The sequence below is a fragment of the Streptomyces sp. NPDC127190 genome (genome assembly GCF_042672505.1).
GTDB lineage: Bacteria > Actinomycetota > Actinomycetes > Streptomycetales > Streptomycetaceae > Streptomyces.
Map to the genome: position 1 here is coordinate 1 of NZ_JBHXVE010000037.1, position 14,554 is coordinate 14,554.

At 67.8% G+C, this 14,554-nt stretch carries 13 protein-coding genes and 3 pseudogenes; 7 read left to right on the forward strand and 9 right to left on the reverse strand.

Annotated features, from left to right (window positions below):
• Both ACFVIU_RS35395 and ACFVIU_RS35400 read right to left on the reverse strand, forming a co-directional pair.
• Window positions 1–653 (reverse strand): annotated as a pseudogene (locus tag ACFVIU_RS35395) (M1 family peptidase); the annotation flags it as partial.
• 602 nt (window positions 654–1,255) lie between these two features.
• Window positions 1,256–1,741: a DUF3761 domain-containing protein gene (locus ACFVIU_RS35400; protein WP_385847649.1), complete on the reverse strand. Its 486-nt coding sequence runs from the start codon at window positions 1,739–1,741 to the stop codon at window positions 1,256–1,258.
• Between the two features lie 410 nt (window positions 1,742–2,151).
• Here ACFVIU_RS35400 and ACFVIU_RS35405 point away from each other — a divergent pair, with 410 nt between their 5' ends.
• Entirely contained in the window at window positions 2,152–3,321 is a 1,170-nt protein-coding gene (locus tag ACFVIU_RS35405; protein WP_385847650.1) for a TIGR02391 family protein, read from the forward strand.
• A 58-nt stretch (window positions 3,322–3,379) separates the two neighbouring features.
• The gene (locus tag ACFVIU_RS35410) at window positions 3,380–3,502 is read left to right on the forward strand and encodes a hypothetical protein (protein ID WP_385847652.1); all 123 of its coding nucleotides are present in this window, start codon (window positions 3,380–3,382) and stop codon (window positions 3,500–3,502) included.
• 163 nt (window positions 3,503–3,665) lie between these two features.
• Here ACFVIU_RS35410 and ACFVIU_RS35415 read toward each other — a convergent pair whose 3' ends face one another.
• A complete protein-coding gene (locus ACFVIU_RS35415) occupies window positions 3,666–3,896 on the reverse strand; it encodes a transcriptional regulator (RefSeq protein ID WP_385847653.1) in 231 nt (76 codons plus the stop codon).
• Window positions 3,897–4,182: 286 nt separating this feature from the next.
• Here ACFVIU_RS35415 and ACFVIU_RS35420 point away from each other — a divergent pair.
• From ACFVIU_RS35420 to ACFVIU_RS35430, 3 genes and pseudogenes are all read left to right on the forward strand, one after another.
• Window positions 4,183–4,614, forward strand: a pseudogene (locus tag ACFVIU_RS35420) (zinc-ribbon domain-containing protein); the annotation flags it as partial.
• A gap of 51 nt (window positions 4,615–4,665) precedes the next feature.
• Entirely contained in the window at window positions 4,666–5,820 is a 1,155-nt protein-coding gene (locus ACFVIU_RS35425) for a zinc-ribbon domain-containing protein (RefSeq protein ID WP_385847722.1), read from the forward strand.
• Window positions 5,821–5,965: 145 nt separating this feature from the next.
• Entirely contained in the window at window positions 5,966–6,757 is a 792-nt protein-coding gene (locus tag ACFVIU_RS35430; protein WP_385847654.1) for an ATP-binding protein, read from the forward strand.
• On the opposite strand, the pseudogene ACFVIU_RS35435 reads toward ACFVIU_RS35430, so the two are convergent.
• Together ACFVIU_RS35435 and ACFVIU_RS35440 are read right to left on the reverse strand one after the other, a co-directional pair.
• Window positions 6,674–7,057 (reverse strand): annotated as a pseudogene (locus tag ACFVIU_RS35435) (GNAT family N-acetyltransferase); the annotation flags it as partial. The gene ACFVIU_RS35430 and the pseudogene ACFVIU_RS35435 overlap by 84 nt on opposite strands.
• Window positions 7,058–7,100: 43 nt before the next feature.
• A complete protein-coding gene (locus tag ACFVIU_RS35440; protein WP_385847656.1) occupies window positions 7,101–7,661 on the reverse strand; it encodes a hypothetical protein in 561 nt (186 codons plus the stop codon).
• A gap of 902 nt (window positions 7,662–8,563) precedes the next feature.
• On the opposite strand from ACFVIU_RS35440, the gene ACFVIU_RS35445 reads away from it, so the two are divergent.
• Window positions 8,564–9,085: a hypothetical protein gene (locus ACFVIU_RS35445; protein WP_385847657.1), complete on the forward strand. Its 522-nt coding sequence runs from the start codon at window positions 8,564–8,566 to the stop codon at window positions 9,083–9,085.
• 31 nt (window positions 9,086–9,116) lie between these two features.
• Here ACFVIU_RS35445 and ACFVIU_RS35450 read toward each other — a convergent pair whose 3' ends face one another.
• Entirely contained in the window at window positions 9,117–9,824 is a 708-nt protein-coding gene (locus ACFVIU_RS35450; protein ID WP_385847658.1) for a hypothetical protein, read from the reverse strand.
• A gap of 2,152 nt (window positions 9,825–11,976) precedes the next feature.
• On the opposite strand from ACFVIU_RS35450, the gene ACFVIU_RS35455 reads away from it, so the two are divergent.
• Window positions 11,977–12,255 carry a hypothetical protein gene (locus ACFVIU_RS35455; RefSeq protein ID WP_385847660.1) on the forward strand — a complete coding sequence of 93 codons (279 nt, stop codon included), beginning with the start codon at window positions 11,977–11,979 and terminating at the stop codon, window positions 12,253–12,255.
• Window positions 12,256–12,283: 28 nt separating this feature from the next.
• Here the strand turns inward: ACFVIU_RS35455 and ACFVIU_RS35460 are convergent, their stop codons facing one another.
• The 3 genes from ACFVIU_RS35460 to ACFVIU_RS35470 all read right to left on the reverse strand — a co-directional run bounded on the left by ACFVIU_RS35460 (window position 12,284) and on the right by ACFVIU_RS35470 (window position 14,511).
• The gene (locus ACFVIU_RS35460; protein WP_385847661.1) at window positions 12,284–12,547 is read right to left on the reverse strand and encodes a hypothetical protein; all 264 of its coding nucleotides are present in this window, start codon (window positions 12,545–12,547) and stop codon (window positions 12,284–12,286) included.
• Window positions 12,548–12,732: 185 nt separating this feature from the next.
• A complete protein-coding gene (locus tag ACFVIU_RS35465; protein ID WP_385847662.1) occupies window positions 12,733–13,332 on the reverse strand; it encodes a hypothetical protein in 600 nt (199 codons plus the stop codon).
• 177 nt (window positions 13,333–13,509) lie between these two features.
• Window positions 13,510–14,511 carry an IS5 family transposase gene (locus tag ACFVIU_RS35470; RefSeq protein ID WP_385847664.1) on the reverse strand — a complete coding sequence of 334 codons (1,002 nt, stop codon included), beginning with the start codon at window positions 14,509–14,511 and terminating at the stop codon, window positions 13,510–13,512.
• Between the last annotated feature and the right edge of the window lie 43 nt (window positions 14,512–14,554).

Here is a 14,554-nt window from a genome sequence, read left to right on the forward strand (position 1 = left end):
AGGGCGGACGGGTGGTCGAGGCGCACCCGGAAGTCGCTCGCCAGGGTGTAGAAGCTCTCGCCGTACGACACATACGGATCGAGGTGCCACCCCCTCGCGTCGTGCACGGCGAGGACCGGCAGCGCGTTGCCCAGGAAGCGGAACGCGCCTTCGCGGCCGAAGCGGTTGTTGCGTGCGGGCACGGTGAGGGCGACGTCGAAGGAGACGGCTGTCCGCTCACCGCGTGCGAGCGGCCTGGGCAGAGCGATGCGCATCGCCGTGCATTTCACGCCGGGGCGGCCCGGAGTGCCGCCGCGCACGTGGGAGACGCGGACGGGGGATGGTCTTCCGGATGTCCCGCAGCCGTCCTCGCCATTGCCCCACAGGCGTATGTACACCTCACGCAGGGGCTGACTGGAGGCGTTGCGGAAGGACACCGTCTGCCGGCCCGTCCAGTGGGAGGCGTCGGCGTCGGCGCGCAGCTTCACGTCGTAGCTGGGGCGGTCGGGCGTCGCGGGTTCGGCCGCTCTCACCGCGGCGCCGGGTGCAGGGCCGGACGGCGTGCCGGCCTCGGCCACGGTGGAGCCTGCTGTCGCGAGCAGGGCGAGTAGGGCGACCAGCAGACGGCGACCGGTTCTTGAGGGGGCCGTGGGCGACGAAGGCAACGAAGGCATGGCAGACGACATGACAGATGACATGCCAGCGGATCTTGTCACAGGGTTCCCCACGGCCGACACAGGCCCGCGCGAAGAGGGGAGGTTGGCTCCGCTTGGGCGGCGGAAATGCCAGGGTACGCAGGGGATGTTTCCTGTACGTTGGCGCACAGTAAGGATTCCGGTTCAACCCGTCCGCTCGCGCATCGCCTCGTGCAAATCGTAATGACCACGCTTGTCGCGAACAGCTAATCGAAAGAGTGCACTTCTCGTACGGGCGGCGACTTCCAGGACCGACTCCCATCGCGACGACCGTTCGTGGCGGTCCACGCCAGCGGCTAGTTGCTGGCCTGTAGCAACCTGCGAACTCCAGTGATCGATGAAGACGTGGAACGGGAACGCGGTGAGTCCCCGGTGGTCGTGTTGCGAGCCATTCAGGGATCGATGACCACGGCGCTGGCCGCGCGTACTGTGCGGGCGAACGCGGCGTTGCGAACCCTCCACGTCCTGCCGGGTCTCGTTGTCCGGTGAGGTGGGCCGTCAGGTGTGCCGTGGCGGGGGCTGCATGCAGGCGGGGCCTCTTCCTGCCTCAGCAGGAGGAGGCCCCGCGGTGGCGGTGGGGGTTACTTGAGCCAGTAGCGGACGCCGTGGTGGTGGGAGCAGGTGCCCTGGGAGTGCCGTGAGTAGGAGAGCGAGGCGTCCTTGCACTTCGCGGTCTCGTACTTGTCGCTGGGCTTCTTGCCGTGCGTCCAGCCGCATACCCCCGGTGGTGTGGTGGACGCAGTGGTGGGAGGTGTTGGAGGACGGCAGCGTCGCCGCGGACGCGGCCGGTGCGCTGAAGAAGACGCCCGCGACGGCGATGGCCATGGCTGAGGCGGCAAGGCGAGCGCGCAAAAGGGACCCCCCTTTGAAGTCGAGCGAATACGGGGGGGGGGCTCTATCCAGCCTTCAACCGCGTATGTGGGGTGATTGGGCTTAAACGGTCGCGCACCGTCAAGGGGTACGACGTGAGTCTTGGAGCGGGGAGTGGTCGTCTCCGCCGGACCCGGGCGAAGCCGGCTCACGCCGCCGGGGCCCTCTGGCCGGTCTGGCTCACCAGTCAGCTTCATGTCCCGGCCAATCAGGTGCGACTGAAACGGCAACGGCTGCTGGCCTGCCGGGCCATGTCGATCGAGGGCAGAGCGGCGGCCCTAGCCGCCGTGATCGGGGTTGTCCTGCTGCGACCCGGCTGCAGCTCGGCGCCCGCCGCGCCCACCTCGGACAGGATCAAAGCCTCAGCGCAGGCCCGTCTGGATACCTCAGAGAAGGCGGGGCGCACCGCCCGGGAGAGCCTGCGGGCCGCAGGCAAGACACCCGACGAGGCGCAGTGCCAGGCCGCGTGGGACAACCTGCTTGACTCGGAGCAACGAGGCCTCCGTCAGGCAATGTGGATGCATGGCTGCGCCGACGACTCCGTAGCAGGGCTGTCGCAGTAGTAACCTGCGTTCATCGTTCAGGGGCGGACGCTGGGGGGCAGTACGTGATCGGTCGACCCAACCTGCCGAAGGGGATGCCGCGTCCCACGGGAGCCAAAGGCCGCATCCTCCTTAGTGAGATCTGGCGGTTCTTCTCTCAGGAACTTCGGTGGCCGACTTTCGATGACGTCGATCGGGCCCTGTACGCGGGAGGCGTCGATTTCGAAGAGGCCGCAGGGCAGCTATGTCCGGCCTTGCTGCGAGGGCTGGACCCAGATCTCTCGCGCGTGCCGCAAGGCAATCAAGAACTGTCCTTGACTATCGCGGGTGCCGCGAACTGTGCCGATACCGGTCCTGCGATTGGTGCCTTCCTCCTGATGGTGCGGACGGCGGCCAGGAACGAGCCCCGCTTCCGGCCGTCGGAGCCCGGGGGCCTGCCAACGCTGGACCCCGAAGACATGAGCTTTGCGGCGGTTGACGCAAAGCTGGTGTCCCCGAGGGTCCCCTTCATGGCCGCTTCGATTGCCCTGTCCGAGCCCTGCTTCCGTGGAGGAAGCCGCAACTGTGACACGATGCACTGGACGTTGTGTTATGACCGAGGCATCCGGCCGTTCGCCGGCGTGAGCCGCTTGGACGACTACTGGCGGATCCGCAAGCAGGTGGTCGGGCCAGCTCGGACGGTCACCGAGATGCTGCCGTTCTCCAAACGCCCGGCTCTACCGCACGCCACCGAGATCGTTGCCCTTCGCGAGCACCTCGTATCAGCACTGGCCGATTCCGGCCCCGTCGCTGTGCCGCCGACGAGCATGGCTGTCACCTGCACACTCCATCCTCTAATTGCGGAGGTCGCCGCCGAGAGGTACGACCGTGGCTCCTACAACGATGCGGTGAGGGCTGCGTTTCAGGCGGTGGAGCACCGTGTGCAGACGCTGGTCGGCGTCCATGAGATCGGCGAAAGGCTGATGGGCTTTGCGCTCGGCAAGCCCGCACCGAAGATCACAGTGACTCGGTCCACGGGAGGCTCGCTGGAAAGCGAGCAGAATGGAATGCAACTTCTGTTCAAAGGCGCGATGCTCGCACTGCGAAACCCTCGGAGTCACGGGCCGGATGCGAAGGACGACCGTGACGAGGCCGACGAGATGTTGGCGTTCGCCAGCTTCCTGATGCGGCGCCTCGACATCGAGGACGCGGAACGGGAGAAGGCCGCCGCGGCAGACGCCGAGTCGGCGCCGTGATCACACGCTGCCTCTAAGCTGGCTGCGGGCGCGGGGCCCTGCACGCCTGGAGGCAGCCGTGAGGCACCTGCGTGAACTGCTCATCGACGCTTGGTCGTGGCTCAACTACAAGCAAGCGATGGCGCACCCCAACCGGCCGGGAGGCCACGCGTTCCCCGAGCTGGACACCTCGTGGGTGTGAAGGCTCACCGTGGTTTCGGTGACCAGCGGTGCCACAGATGGATTGCGACGGTTCTGGACCCTGTTCAGAGCGTTTGACCTGCGGTGCTACAGGTTAGGTGAGATCGCCGCAGTTGCAGTGAGACGCCTATTGCGGGGTGTTGGGGGAGTGCGCCGGAAGGTGATCATGGATGCAGCTCGGGGAATGCCTCCTCCCAGACGTCCTTGCTGGCCCTGCTGATGAGCCTGTGGAGCACTAGCCAAAGCTCAAGCACCATGCCTCTGTTGAGGAAACGGGATAGGTCGTCACGCATGCCTTCGGCGAGCAGCGTTTTGTAGAGGCTCATGCGCGGCCGCGGCAGGTCGAGATCGGGGGTGTGCAGTCTGGACCACGCGATGTGCAGCGGCAGCTCCACCAACCCGTGCTCGGGTCCGGTCAGCTCGTTGAGCTGGAGGGCAGAGGTCGCTTGTACCTTGCCCGGAGCAACGCTGCGATGGAGCTGGGGTCGTCGTGCGCGGCGTCCATCTTCCTAGGTGTGTCATTCAGCGTTGGGGGGCTCGTTGGCGGGGAGGGCTACTCGAGGGCGGCGATGAGGGGTGCCCACAGAGGGTGAGAGTTGGCCGGGCCGCTGTGCGGTGCCCGGCAGCACAAGCCGGGCCCGTGGATGGCCGTTGTCAGTGGCGGCTGTCAGGATCTCCGTCATGGGTAAACGGCGAAGTGCTCCCGAGGTGGCTGCAGTTCGGGCTCAGCTGAAGGCCGAGTTCGTGTCCAACCTGTCCAGCCCTGGTATGGCGCTGGAGGACATGCGGTTGTCTTCCACGGACCGGTGCCAGTGGCGCTGCTCGGCGGAAGGATGCGGTCACCAGTGGCCCGCCCGGTTGCAGTTTCGCACCCGTAGCGTCAAACCCTCGGGGTGCCCTGAGTGCTGGAAGCGCCGCAATCGGGCTCCCGGCCCGGGAGAATCGCTCGCTGAGCTGAATCCTGCGCTGGCACGGCAGTTCCGCCGCAACCTCAGCCGTCCCGACCGTGGCCCGGACACCCTGCGCCCGCAGTCCCATGACCTGTGCGAGTGGGAGTGCGCTCAAGGGCATTTCTGGCCGGCGACACTCGCCAACCGCACCAATAGACGCGGTTGCCCGGACTGCACCGGCCATGGCCGCTCCCCGTTCGAGTGCAACGTCGCCATGCTCGTCGAGGCCGCATCCGGGCTCAGCGTGGAACTGGACCACCGCCTCCGCCTGCCGGAGCGTAGAGAGGACCGCTTCGATCTGTGCCTGCCCGAGCCGGCACCGGGCCTGCTCATCGACCTGGACCCGGAATGGACCCACAACAGGCCAGGATGCCTGGAGCGTGACACCGCGAAGACCGCGGCAGCGCTCGCCGCCGGACTCGACGTGGAACGCATCCGAAGCCGTGGGCTGCCGCCCGTCCCGGTGCCCGGCCTGGCCCACCCTGAGGCCGGGCCGGGGGTGAACCCCGAAGACTGGGCGGAGGCGGTCGGTGTCGTACTGAGACGCCGCGGCCTTTCCTGGCGACAGCTCACACCGGCCGAGGTCACAGCGGCGCTCACGAAGGGGGCACAGCTGTGGGAGAGGGCCGTGGCCGGCCCCGAGGTGTCGGCGGTGGACGTGGCGCCGCACCTTGAGGAGGAGTTCGTCGCGAACCTCACTAACCCCGGCAAGGGCCCTGATCGGATGCCGCCCGGCTGTAACGACGTGTGTCTGTGGCGGTGCCGGAAGCCGGACTGCGGCTACGAATGGAAGGCTGTACTGAACAGCCGGGCGCTTGCCGGCCGCGGCTGTAGCCAGTGCGGTCACGCACGGGTAGGCGCGGCAAACAGCAGGCCCGGCCCCGGGGAATCACTCGCCGAAGTCAATCAGACGATGGCCGACGAACTCATCGAGGTTGTCGGCCACCCCGGCTGGACCGCGTTCGACCTGCTCCCCACGTCGAACAAGACATGTCAGTGGCGGTGCCCTGAACCGCACTGCCGCTTCGAGTACCCAGCCCCTCCAAACCGCCGCACGGGCCAGTCGAGCGGATGCCCCCGATGCGCTCGCCGACGCACCATTGCCGGCAGAGTGCGCCCCAGGCCCGGCAAATCCCTCCAGGACGTGCACCCTGCCCTCGCCGGCGAGCTTGTCGAAGTGATCGACGAACCGGACCTGACCGCGAAGGAGCTGAGGCCGAGCTCCACCAAACTGTGCCGGTGGGCCTGCTCGAAGCCGGGCTGTCCGGGACTCTGGAAAGCCACGCCCGATCAGCGCTCCCGGCGCGGTGGCACCGGCAAACGCTGCCCGGTATGCCACCCGCCGCGCAAAAGCCCCACTCAGCCATGACCCCGGCCCGCGCCTTCTTACCGCGATGCCGCCCTGCCGTGTCACCGCATCACGTCGCCGTTCCCCCTCTGCCCCGGCCGGCGGGGGACGGGCCGCGGGTGTGCCTTCACCAGCTCCTCTTGTGCTGCTCTCGCCAGCTGATCAGATGACCTACCGCGGCTTCCTCGCCGAGCTACTGGTGGCCGAGTGCGACCACCAGGCCCGGCGCCGCGCGGAACGGCGGCGCAAGGCGGCAGGCTTCCTGCGGGAGAAGTCCCTGCTGGCGTTCGACTTCGACGCCAATCCCAACATCGACCCCGCCACCATCCACACCCTCGCCAGCTGCGAGTGGATCAAGAAGAGCAGGCCGCTCTGCCTGATCGGCGACTTCCGGCATCGGCAAGTCCCATATGCTCATCGCACTGGGCTCGAGGCCGCGATGAAGGGCTACCTTGTCCGCTACACGCTGGCCACCAAGCTGGTGAACGAGCTGGTCGAGGCGGCCGACGAGGAGCAGCTGAACAAGATCATCGCCCGCTACCGCCGTGTCGACCTGCTCTGCATCGACGAGCTCGGCTACATGGGACTCGACCGGCACGGCGCCGAGCTGCTGTTCCAGGTGCTGACCGAGCGGGAGGAGAAGAACAGCGTCGCTATCGCCTCCACCGAGTCCTTCGGCAAAGCGCACATGTTCCGGCGAACCCGTGCCAGGTGCTGCCGAAGCTCACGAGTTCGCGGTGGAGGGCGAAGGCGGCAGCATCTCCTTCGGCATCAGCTCAGCGTGGATTTCGACAGTGTCCTGGCGTGCGATGAGCCTTGCGCCATTGCGGCGCAAGGCGCCAAGGGCCGCCGTGTTGTGACTTTTGGTGTCCGCGACTACGGCCCGTGCGCCGGCTCTCACGGCTTCGTCGAGGAGGACTCGGAGAGTGGAGGTACCGATTCCGCGTCCGCGATATGAACGGCCGAGCCACATGCCGGCTTCGAGTACGTCATGGCTGTCGCGGAGAGCCAAACGGGCTGATCCCACGACCTTCCCGTTGTGGGTGATCGCGAATGTGGACTCGCGGAGAGGGCCGACAAGTCCGAGGCGTCGAGCCCGGTGCCAGTTCCGGAAGGCTTCCTGTCGTTCCGTCGTCCATCCTGGTGGACCGGCCAAGGGAGGCATGACCTCTTCGGGTGCTGCATCCTCGACGGCCACCGCGAGGAGTTCTTTGAGGCCCTCCTCGTCCACCTGCTGCACTTCCACCCGACCGACCATGCCGGTTCCCCTCCGCTGAGTGCTGGACACCGGTTGTTGATCCTCACGTTCTGCGTGGTGTTGCGCCAGCGTTTTTCGGCAGGGTTGGCAGTCGTCCGGGATCGACGCGGTCGGCGAGATAGATCAGAGTGGCCTGCGGGTCCACGCCGAAGGCGGTGACGAGCTTGGGGTCCATGGCGTTCACCAAGTCGAGGAGGCGGGTGCTGCGGATCATCCGGGGCGGGTATCCGCAGCCGTCAGGGGTGTGTGAGAGACAGGCAGTTGAGTCCGGGCTTCGCCCGGCTCTGGTTCCTTTGGTGACCATCGGGTTGGCAGTCAGCCATGCCTCACGGTGGGACAGGCAGCGCTGCAACACAGTCCAGGAGGCGGGGTCCAATGGAACAGGGTGGAGTCGCTTGCCAAGATTGACGGTCTGGGCCACCGAGTCGACGTCCGTGATCTGCAACATCCGCACCTCGGAACTGGAGGCACCATGCAGCACGGCAAGCATGCCCATCAGAACCTCGTGCGGGTGGACACGTTCGCCGGTGGTCGAGCGGCGGAAGAGCTCGCGCTGCTGGTCGAGGGCGAGAGTCCTGCTGCGGAAGTCGTTCGGCTCCTTCATGGTCAGAGTCCGTGTCGGGTCGACCAGGATGAGGTGCTGCGAGCGGGCGAAGCGGATGAATTGCCGCGCAGCCGACCGACGACTACGAGACCGGCCCGCTCACCGAGCGCATCCCCAATGCCAAGGGCATGGAACTCGTGAACCGAGTCGCCTGGACGGTCACCGAGATCACCTGCGTGATGAGCCACCCCGACGATGCCGACTACCTTCTGCAGCTACTGGAAACTGGGTCCACCCTGCCCCTGCCCGGCTCGGCCCGCATCGCGGCAACCGATAACTCGGCTACTTTCACTGGGCGTTGGCCGGTACTGGAGTGCCGCCGCCCGCGATCAGGCCGAAACCTCCGGTGGAGCGCTCAAATCCCCTAGGTAGCGTTCCGATGACCGCCGTGCCCGTACGCAAGTTCTGGGATTCCAGCTCTGGCGGCTGGGGTAGCCTGTCGGCCGTGTTCGTGGCGTTCCCGCCGTGCCGCCTGCGGCGGGGCGCCACGCATGCGAATGGCCACACCGAACACCGTGCGCTGCCACCGGTGACGCGATCGCGGTGACGTTTCGCCACGCGTCCCCATCCCTCTCCGTCCCAGAAGGCCACGGCGTGCCGCCTGCGCTGCGCAGAGCGGGCCGGTGATGAGGCGCCGTGGACAGTTCCACCGACACTCTTGTGGGTCGCGCGGCTCGGCACAAGGACTGGCCTTACGGCCAGGCTGAACACGCCTGAGAGGGCCGATCCGGCTACGTCGGCCTCTGTACTGGTGGGCTCGCGTATACAACTGTCGCCAATTCCCCGAGGAACCCCACCCGCTGGTGACCGGGTGTGACCGCCGACTGATCATCTGGCCGTGCGGTGACGCGAGGCCGGGAGGCCTTAATCTGGGACGGATGGTCCGTCGTAGGCTGCGGTTCATGAGTTTGTGGGATGTCTTGCCGGACCGCGAGCGACAGCAGTGGACCTTCGATCCGTTCGTGAGCGTGGGGCCGTTGCGGTTCGGAATGAGCTCAGACGCGGCGGCTTCCGCGCTCGGCGGATCCCATGCGACCGGGCGCCAGCACTACTCGCACTGGAACATCGCATGCCACGCCTACCCCAAGATGGGTCTGAAGCTCTACTTCTCAGCCGGTGAGAGCCTGTGCGGCATATCGGTCGATGCCCTGCGGGGGCCTCAGGTTCCTGCAGACGGGGAGCCGCTGGTCGGCAAGGTTCCCTCCGAGCTGGAGCAGTGGCTGTTCGACCGCGCGGACAGTGCGGAGACCCGAACGGAGTTGTTCTACCTGCCCGGGGCGGAGGCCGGATCGCTCACTCTCGGGGTGGTGCTGTGCGTCCAGCGGGCCGGCGATCGGCTGCTCACGCGCCCGGTCTTCCTGCCTGCCGACGCCATGGACGACGCTTTCCACTACCTGCCAGGCGACGCGTGGGCCATGTTCTGATCACGGCCTCGGTACTGGTGGGCTCGCGTAATCAACCGTCGAGGGTTCCTCGAGGAGCCCAGCCCGCCGGTGACCGGCTGTGATTGCCAGCGGCGTATCGGTTCCAGGTTCCGCTGGTCTCTCGGAGGAGTCGGCTGGTGGTCTTGTCGTGGTAGCCGAGGGCGTCCGCGACGACGGGGGCGGGCAGTTCGAGGAGCTGTTGTCGGATGGCGGCGCCGCGGGCGGCGACTGGGATGCTGATCTCGCCCAGGAGTGTGGACAGGCGGTCGGGGCGGGCTGGCTGGCCGGCTCGGCGGCCGGGGAAGAGCCAGTGGGATGCCTGGTTGGTGGCGGTGTTCATGTTGCTGCGGTCCGCGATGTACGCCAGCAGCAGGGCCGTGACCGGCGTGGGGACGGGCGAGGGGGGCTCCCCGAGTCGCAGAAGCGTGGCCTCTCCGTCGTGGAGCACGTCGTCGACCGTCAACTGGACGATCCGGGTGAGGGGTTGGGCGTAGAGGAGGACGATGATCCCGGCGACGCGGAGGCGCATCGGTGCGTTTGTGTCGGTCAGCAGTCGGCCGAGCGCGGCCAAGCGTTCGATCTCGCTCAGGGCGGGCCGCCGGGAGATCCTCAGTGCGGGGATGAAGAGGGAGCGTGGGCAGGGGCGGCTCTGCATGGCCCACTTGAGGAAGGGCCTCAGGGAGGTGCGGCCGCGTTCGGCGTTCTCGGCGAACCAGGCGTCGATGTCGAGCTGGCCCAAGGACGCGAGGGTAGTGTTCCGGGCGCTGAGCCACTGCAGGAAGGCCGTCGCGCAGGTGATCTGCTCGGCTGCGAAGCCGCGGACGCTCGGTGTGATCCGACTGCGATCGGCTCGTTCCCGCAAGTGGGGAAGGACGCGCCAGGTCGCGAAGAGCTTGATCGTCTTCAGGTCTTCGGGATCGGCGATGCCTGCCAGGTGGTCGGGCAGCCATCGTTGGAAGGAGCAAATGTACTTGTCGATTGCGGGGCAGGACTCCTCGACCGGCCGGGCGGTACCTGGGCAGCGACGTGGCACAGCGACGGCGCCCTGACCGCGCAGCGCGACGACGGTCTTTGTGTGCGCGGCTGGAGCGCCACCCCCGACGCCGCCGAGCAAGCCCTGCAGTCGTTCGCGGCCACCAGCAGCCACCGCCCCCAGAATCACCCTGACCTTGCACGGCGAACGGCCAGAAGCCCCCGCAGCGGGCACTGACCCTCCCGGCATCGATCGGGCGGATGTCCTGCGCGCCTTCGATGCCGACCGCGCCGCGCTCGACGCCACCGTCGCCGCCGTCACCCAACTTCAGCAGACCTGGCCCGAGCACGAGATCAGCGATCGGGTGCGAGCGGCCACCACCCAGCTCCAGACCAGTGCGCCGCAGTCGCCGCACTTCAACCTCTACAACCGCCAGCGGGAGCACCACTGGGCAGCCACCGAGAGCGCCGCCTGGTCTGTACCGACGCCATCGTGCACGCCATCGACAAGGTCTGGGGCGACTTCGACCGGTCCGAGGCCTCTCGCGGCCCCAGCTGGATCCCGCGCCACCCGCGAACTCCTCACCACCACGCCCGAGCAACTCGCCGCGTTCCTCCGCCGCCGCTCTTGCCGAGGAACCGGCAATCTCCCTCAGCGTCATCAACGGACCGGCCGGACCGCTCTACAACGACTCCATGGGCGGCGCCACCGCACACACCTCTTTCGGGTCCTGGGCCTGCCCTGGATGATCGCGAAGCTCCGGCGCCACGGGCGGCGTAGGACGGCCCATCCGTCGCGGCCTCCATGCCGAACGGCACCGACGGGGTGGAATGCGATGGCCCTGAAAGCACCTCGCGCCACCATCGCCGGTCCCGCGGTTCGGTTCCACCGAACCCCTCTCGCTTTCTGCTCCGGCGGGGACGAGCCGTGCGGTGCTCAGCCGGCACGGCTCACCAGCCGTTCCGCCCGGGCCGCGTATGCGATGGACTCGCGGCCGGCAAGCAGCAAGCATGTGACAGGACAAGCCAAGATCACCAGACAGCCTGGAAGCGGCTGAGGAGAGACACATGACACAAGACCAGACGAGCCCGGCCGCCGCCTATGAGCAGTTGTATTCGGCGGCGGCACGGCTGCTGTGGTCGCAAGAGAGTCCCACATGGCGGAGGGAGGACCAACACCCCCGGTTCGGATGGCAGGCCGAGCGCCGAGCCGCCTGGCAGGCGCTGGAGGACTGCCTGCTGGCTGCTGACCGCGAGGAACCGGGACTGGGGCAGCCCTCTGATCCGGCCCGCCACCTGATCACACGCCGCGCGCGGGGAGAGGACTGGCCGCTCGGCTTCCGCGAGGCCGTCGAGGACTGGTCGGCTCGGTTGGATGCTGACCCCGGTTACCTCGTGGAGGAACAGCTCCAGCCCGCCGCCTGCGTCATGACCACCGCGTCCCGGCACTGGCAGACCGTCTCCGCGCTGAAAGAGCTGGCGTACCGGCTGGCCCCGGGGCGGCCTCCGGTGACCATCGGTCCCGAGGCCGGATGGCTGAGCGCGCTCGCCCACGAGGCCGCCGACGCACTGCGCGCTCCCCTTGGCGCAGCTGGATCCAGTCCGTATGTGCCAGGGACCGAGCCGTGGATCGCCCCTGTCTCACGGTCTGTCAGTGCCCTGCCGGAGCTGTCGGCACGGCTGGAGGAACTGCGTGCAGCCACGTGGCGGGCGGCGGAAGCTATCCCGACTCCGGAGGAGCTGAAGGCCAACGTGGACTTCTCCGTGACAATGGAGGCATCGGTCGCCGCTTCCGACGCACTCTCCCTCCTCCAGGCCACTCGGCCCCCGTCTGGCGCGAGCATCAGGAGGGCATCGACTCGGCGCGTCACCTCACCTGGCTTTCGTCCTCGGACGGTGGGCAGCAACAGCCCAAGAATATGGAGGACCAGGCAGCGGCGTGGGCCCAGGCGTTCGCCGCTGGCCCCGCACCGTGGACCCCCGCCGAGCGGCAGTTCCCGCCCGAGCGTCACATCGGGGCTGAAGAGGTGGTCCTGTCAGCAACCCGGGCCGTGGTCCTCGCCGAGCTGCTCGACGAGCTGGCAGCCCGGCTCCGTCCGGGTATGCACACCGGCCGGATCCACTACAGCGCCTACGACCTCTGCTACTTCATCGACAAGCGGTTCCGTCGTGAGCTCGGCGCTCACGTCGGGCTGTGAGGGGGCGGCCCGTGCCGGAAGAACGGCCTCAGCGAATCCTCGTGCTCTGCGACGAGAGCGGCATGGGGAAGGGCGGTGTACCCGTCTTCAGGGCCCATCGCACTCCCGGCCCTAGGTCGCGCTCGCGGGCGGTCACCGCGACGCGGGCCGCGGTGACCGCGTCCTCGCCCGCTGCGGTCGTCACCGTGATCGCGTAGTTGCGTTCGGCGAGCTCGAAGAACACGGCCGGCTCGTAAGGCGAGCGGTAGACGAGCGTCGCATCGGGGTCGGTACGCCGGATCAGCGCCGCCACCACGTCGCCTAGTACTCGAGCAGCGGTTCGCTATCTCGCCTGGTCAGAGGCGTCGTCGGGAGTGTAGTTGGCTGCTGGCACGTCAGGGGCGGTCTTGCCGGACCGCCCCTCCAACGAATGACATCGTCGTCGGTAGTGACAATGCCGGGCCACGGCCTGACGCCTTCGCCGCCATCGTGACCATTTCAGCGCATGGTTGCGAAGTGGCGGGCGGGGCCGGTGTGCGGGGCCAGTTGCCAGGAGCCGGCGGACTTCTGCCACGGTGAGCGGAACCACGGTGGAACCGTTTCTACACCCCCTTTTGCCGCCGCCTGTGCCGCCGTGGTCGAGAGAAAGGCATACGCGAGCATGGCCAGGGTGATGTGCCTCATCCAGCCGACGTAGCGGCGGACTTCGTACTGGTCCAGGCCGCACTCGTTCTTCGCGGCCTGGAAGCATTCCTCGATCGCCCACCGGCGCCCGGCAACGCGCACGAGCCGGTCAACGTTGGTGCCCACGGGCGCGTACGCGAGGTAGTAGGCGATCTGGTCGGGTCTGCTGATGCTGCGCCGGGCCAGCGCCCAGCGGTGATGGGTGGGCCGTTCGCCGTCGAAGTCCTCGATCACCGGGAGCTGGACGGCCGCCCAGTCATAAACACGCGGGCCCTTGGCGCCATCGCCGCACGAACGTTGCTCCCATGCCTCATCCGGTGCCTGGCTGAAGAGATAGTCGATCCGACCTAAGCGGGGCACCGGCTGGGACTTCGGAACGGCGAGCACGTAACCGACTGCGGCTTCTTCCAGCATCCGGCGAAAGCGCCATTCCTGGCGTCGACCCGAAGTTCGACGGCAAGCGCATGGTCGTCGGGTGCACCAAGGAGCATTTGGCTGAGCTGGTCGAACAGTACAAACAGCGGCCGTTCGTGGACGCCGAGCTGTTCGCGGGGAAGATCGGCCGGGCTCTGCAGCAGCATCCCGAGGGCATCAGCGAGGAGGACCTGGTCCGGGAGACCGGCTTGACGCCGGCCGAGATCGAGCTCGGGGTGATGTGGCAGAACCTCGAGTTCCTGCGCTGGCGTCAGGAGTTCGGTGAGGACGGTCCGTCGCCTGAGTGAATGGCCTGGGCAGGGGCGTTTTTCGTCTTCCGCGTCCAGCGCCGGCCGGCTGCTTGCGGGTCAGGCGCTTGGTCATCACCGTGATGAGCGCCCAGGTCAGGTGGGCCTCGGAGTGCTGGGGCAGGCGTTCGTAGTCGCGGACGTTGCGGCGGGCGTTCATCACCCAGCCCAGCGTCCGCTCGACCTTCCAGCGGCGGGGGACCACGACGAAGCCCTTGGCGTTCTTGGGCCGGGACACGGTCCGCAGGGTGAGCCAGAGCCGGTCATCGGCCCAGCTCACGAGCTGTCCGGCATAGGCGGAGTCGGCCCAGACCTGGGTGATCTGGGGCTGGGTGAGCCGCAGGCGCCAGAGCAGTTCGCGGGCCGCGTCCCGGTCGGTCATGTCGGCGGGCGTCACGTTGATCATCACGGGGAGCCCGATCGTGTCCACGGCGATGTGTCTCTTCCGGCCGTTGATCTTCTTCCCGGCGTCATAGCCGCGGGTGGCCTTCGAGACGGTGGAGGCGGCCTTGACCGACTGGGAGTCGACGATCAGCGTCACCGGGTGCGGACACCGGCCCAGGTTGGTGCGGATCCGACGCCGCAGCTGATCGCGGATCCAGGCCACCACCCCGGCCCGGTTACACCGCCAGAAGAACCCGTAAACGGTCTCCCAGGGCGGGAAATCCGCAGGTAAGGCCCGCCATTTGGCACCGTTGTCGACGATGTAGCGGATCGCGTCGACGATGTCGCGCCGTGGCCACTTCTCCGGACGGCCGCCAGTCTTGGTCTGGCAGGCCGGGACGGGCAGCAGCGGTTCCAGCAGCGCCCACTCGGCGACCGTGGTGTCCGAGGGATAGCGCCGACGGCGGTGTGTGGTCGGTGCGGGCATGACGGGCCTGATCGAAATGGGGGACGGGTGTCCAGATGGTCCG

Coding starts and splice junctions, on each gene's coding strand:
- ACFVIU_RS35400 (WP_385847649.1), bottom strand. CDS start 1,741: ATGAAGCTGACTGGTGAGCCAGACCGGCCAGAGGGCCCCGGCGGCGTG.
- ACFVIU_RS35425 (WP_385847722.1), top strand. CDS start 4,666: ATGCTCGTCGAGGCCGCATCCGGGCTCAGCGTGGAACTGGACCACCGC.
- ACFVIU_RS35430 (WP_385847654.1), top strand. CDS start 5,966: ATGACCTACCGCGGCTTCCTCGCCGAGCTACTGGTGGCCGAGTGCGAC.
- ACFVIU_RS35440 (WP_385847656.1), bottom strand. CDS start 7,661: ATGAAGGAGCCGAACGACTTCCGCAGCAGGACTCTCGCCCTCGACCAG.
- ACFVIU_RS35445 (WP_385847657.1), top strand. CDS start 8,564: ATGAGTTTGTGGGATGTCTTGCCGGACCGCGAGCGACAGCAGTGGACC.
- ACFVIU_RS35455 (WP_385847660.1), top strand. CDS start 11,977: ATGGAGGACCAGGCAGCGGCGTGGGCCCAGGCGTTCGCCGCTGGCCCC.
- ACFVIU_RS35465 (WP_385847662.1), bottom strand. CDS start 13,332: ATGCTGGAAGAAGCCGCAGTCGGTTACGTGCTCGCCGTTCCGAAGTCC.
- ACFVIU_RS35470 (WP_385847664.1), bottom strand. CDS start 14,511: ATGCCCGCACCGACCACACACCGCCGTCGGCGCTATCCCTCGGACACC.